The sequence below is a fragment of the Anaerotruncus sp. G3(2012) genome (assembly GCF_000403395.2).
Taxonomy (GTDB): Bacteria; Bacillota; Clostridia; order Oscillospirales; family Ruminococcaceae; genus Anaerotruncus.
Genome location: NZ_KE159660.1, coordinates 117,485 through 121,174, shown reverse-complemented (window position 1 = coordinate 121,174; position 3,690 = coordinate 117,485). Strand labels below are relative to the sequence as shown.

At 56.5% G+C, this 3,690-nt stretch carries 3 protein-coding genes; 1 reads left to right on the top strand and 2 read right to left on the bottom strand.

Annotation, left to right across the window (positions count from 1 at the left end):
* Positions 1 to 641: 641 nt before the first annotated feature.
* The gene (locus C814_RS22890) at positions 642 to 818 is read left to right on the top strand and encodes a DUF4177 domain-containing protein (protein WP_016317937.1); all 177 of its coding nucleotides are present in this window, start codon (positions 642 to 644) and stop codon (positions 816 to 818) included.
* Between the two features lie 116 nt (positions 819 to 934).
* Here C814_RS22890 and C814_RS11135 read toward each other — a convergent pair whose 3' ends face one another.
* Positions 935 to 2,278, bottom strand: a complete 1,344-nt coding sequence (locus C814_RS11135; protein ID WP_016317936.1) for a hypothetical protein — start codon at positions 2,276 to 2,278, stop codon at positions 935 to 937.
* 170 nt (positions 2,279 to 2,448) lie between these two features.
* On the bottom strand, positions 2,449 to 3,270 hold the full coding sequence (locus C814_RS22195; protein WP_016317935.1) for a YdcF family protein: 822 nt from the start codon (positions 3,268 to 3,270) through the stop codon (positions 2,449 to 2,451).
* Positions 3,271 to 3,690 lie beyond the last annotated feature (420 nt).

Below are 3,690 nucleotides of genomic sequence, written 5' to 3'. Positions count from 1 at the left end.
TCTAACACAAGAGCAACAACGCCCAGAATTACCAGGCAGAACTGGAACAGCTCCGCATATGTAACCATAAGCATCACCCCCTTTCTTCAAGGGGGGCCAACCGCCTGCAACCGTATGTGGCAGCACCTTGTCCTTATTCTACCATGTGATGTAATGTATAAAGGGTGGTTTCACCAGGCCACTACATTACATTGACTGCGGTTCATTTGTGGTAGAATGACATAGGCTGGAAAGGCGGTGATCGACCAGCAGGAGGGAACCGAAGGGGGGAGCGTCCGGGGATGACCTGGGCGCTCCGTTCTCTTTGTCGGCCCTCTGCTAAGAGCGCACTTACTCACCACTCGGAAGCGGGCGGTGGTACTGCCTCCGGCAGCCGTGCACTCTCCGAGGTAGGCCGGGCGTCCCATCTCTGCCCAGTATGGACAGGCCAGCAGACGCCATCGGCGGTTTGTGCATCGGGCGGAGCTGCACCGATGCACCGGGGGCTTGGGGGCCATCAGCCCCCAACAAGCTGCGCCGGGTATATACCGGGGCATTGCTTGCTACTACTATCAGCACCTGTAAATGAGGGTTGAATGTCATTCCCATTGGTGGTATACTTGGCTTGTGACAAATCGGTATTTGCATGGAGGTATCTTCAAGTGAAAAAATATGAGTATAAAGTACTAACAATCGCAACTGCTTTAGCTGTAAGTACAAAGCAATATGAAAAGGTTGCGCAGGAGTTTGAAACACAATTAAATGAATTGGGAGCTGATGGTTGGGAACTTGTTCAGCGCATGGATGGTTTCTTTTTTCTAAAAAAGGAAATTGAATAAATTCCAGTTTATCGCGGGGACTTCATCTTTTGGGTGAAATCCCCCTTGACAAATGTTCTCTTGGGAGAGCGTTCCAGTCAATCAAAAAGGAGGGGATTTTCCCCTCCTTTTACTAATTACCAATAGATGCGTACACCGCTGATGGTGCGGCCTTCCTTGACGATCTCGTATTTGGCGATATATTTCATGTCGACAAAATGTTTGAGCACGATTTCGGTATAATCGCGGATGCGTTTTTTGCGTTTTTTATCCGAGTCGATGTCGCCCAGCTCGCGGTAGATCGACTCAAAAAGAATCTTGTCGCGCATGACCTTGTTGTTCTGGTTTTTCATGGCCTCGATGCGCATGAGCAGGTAGGTTTTGAGGGGGATTGTGGTGGCGTTGTTGTTGAGGGGGGCTTTGAGCAGGTCGATCGAGACGGTGGTAATCTGGTTTTTCATCTTGGCATAGCTGTGCAGGGGCGGGGTATCAATAATCTGGTACATCTCGCTGCGTTTGCCGTTGACCACGCCGGTATATTTATTGAGTGGGAGTAGGTAGCCGTCGATCGTGAACGAATCCACCTCATCCTCCCCGCCAATCCGGCGCTCGATCATGTGCGCCTTGATCTCCTCGGTCAGGTCGATGTTGATCGACAGCCGCCGCATAACGTCCAGCTTGGCTTTGATATCCTCAACCAGCCCATCGTCAACGGTGGGGTTTTCCTTACCGGTCATCGCGTGGTAGAGCATCGGGATGGTAAAGCTCGAGTTGCCGCTCTCGAGGATCGAGATAACCCCGTTGATGATGCTTTTGTCGTAGTTGGTGAGCTGGAAGTTGCCGTCAATCTTCATGTGCTCGGGGCTGTCGAGGGTAACCGCAGTCTGAATCGTGAGGTTTTTGCGGCGGGAAACGGTCACCTCGTTGAACTCCTTGAGCTGGGTCAGCTTATTGGTGATCGGGTCGATCGGCATGACGTAGTTTTTCGGCCGGATCGCCTGGATTGCGGGCGCGACCGATGCCAGCAGGCTGATTTCGGGCGCGACTTCCGGTTCAATCTGCAAGAGGGCTTCGGTTTCCTCGCTGGTGACCCCGCCCATCAAGATCAGGAACCGGCGGACATCCTCGGGGATCTGCCCCAGGAATTTGTAATATTCGCCGGTCACCGCAATGACTTCCTGCATCGCCTGGTTGAGGTCCTGCTCCGAGATGCCCGGGCTGGTCATCCGTTCGTTGCACATCTGGGTCCGGGAGAGCAGCTCGCTGCATTCGTTCATCAGGTCCGCGATCCGGCCGCGCCCATACTTCTCGAGCAGCTGCGGGAGCAGTTCGGAGAGGACGCCGGTATAATCTACGGGGGCGGGGGGCTTGACATTGTTGGTGCTCATCATCTTAACCTCGTCTTTCGATAGAAACAGAGCCGCCGGATGGCGGTTGCAGCGGCAGCCATACAGGAACATGCCGGGCAGTGCAAATGTCATAGATACAACCCCTTTCACCCAGGGGTGCAAAAGGGGGAAAGGTGTATCTTTTCTGCACAAAACAGGCGCAGAGCCAAACAGGAAATTTCAGCAGCCTTTCCTGCGGCGCGATTGATGCGGCAAAGCGCTCTTTTGAGGTGGTTTGCCAGGAAGCGGCGGGGGCTGTGCGGTCAGAGAAGCCGTTCCAAAAACGCCTTGACCAGTCCGAACCACTCCCGCACCCAGTAGGAAGGGGCGAGGCCCCACGGGGATTTCGCGGGGAGGGCGCCCGCGGAGAGCTGGCAATCTGCGGCATAAACCGAAGCGCGCAGCTGGTGGAACCCATCAGAGGCGACCGCAAGGGAAGGGAACAGGCCATTTTCCGCAATGATCTGCGCGGTGAAGGCGATATTTTCGCCGGTGTCAGCGGAGCGGTCCTCCAGATAGATGCGGCTTTCGTCGATGCCATGCGCAACCAGCCAGTGCTGCATGACCGCCGCTTCGCTGTAGGGGCCGCCATCGTTGCGTCCGCCCGAGCAGACCACCACAGACTGTGGATGGTCGTCCAGCCAGTTTTGCGCGGCCTGAAGCCGGTATGCAAGCATGGTGGACGGGCGGTCGCCGATCACCTGACAGCCGAGCACCACCACGGTGGCGTCCGGGGCAGGGGGCGAAAACCATGCGGCGCGGACCATAAACACCGAAGCGGCGCCGCCGAAGCAGGCGAGCAGGGCAAGCATCAGGCAGAGCAGGGTACGCAGCCTACGCCACCAGAGCGGCGTATAAACCGGCCTGCGGGGGTCGGAGGGAGTGTAAAAACGCCGGGGGATCCGGTAAGGCCCACCGTCAAACCGGTCCCAGAGCAGGCTCACCGCCAGCAGCGCGGCACCCGCAGCGCAGAGGACAAAAGTACCGGTATGGACCACCCCGAATGGCAGCGGAGCCAGGCCGAAAAAAAGAAGCGGGAGCGCGGCAGCCGCACCGGCTGTCCGCAGGAAGTTTGCTTTTGCCATATACAACCGCCTCCCGATGATTTGTTGACATGGAAGCATCCCGCTCCGTTTCCCCGGCCTGCGGCAGTCCCGCCGCAAGGGTACGGTAGCCGCTCTGCCCCATGGCCGCGCGGCTCTTCAGCAGGTTTTATCTGCCTGCATGTTTCTGTCCGCCGCTGAAAACAGGCGTCTGCTTTTCAGTGGGTCGGCTGTATCCCATTTTCCCACGATTTCGCTGCTTTGTCAATCCACCAGGGGTAAAATGTGTGTGTGCAGCTGCGCGGCACGTTGCCTTTTTTGTGCAGCTGCGCGGCACCTTGCCTTTTTAAGAGGTGTGCCGTAAGCGGCACAGGATGCCCGGTCCCGTCCGGGCGGACGGCTTGTTTTTTGCTTGTGCAAAAAGCAAGGTAAAAAGCACACATAAGGGGGAAGCCCCCTTAT

Excerpts from the sequence above, each read along its gene's own strand:
- C814_RS11135 (WP_016317936.1), bottom strand. The coding sequence starts at position 2,278 with ATGACATTTGCACTGCCCGGCATGTTCCTGTATGGCTGCCGCTGCAAC.
- C814_RS22195 (WP_016317935.1), bottom strand. The coding sequence starts at position 3,270 with ATGGCAAAAGCAAACTTCCTGCGGACAGCCGGTGCGGCTGCCGCGCTC.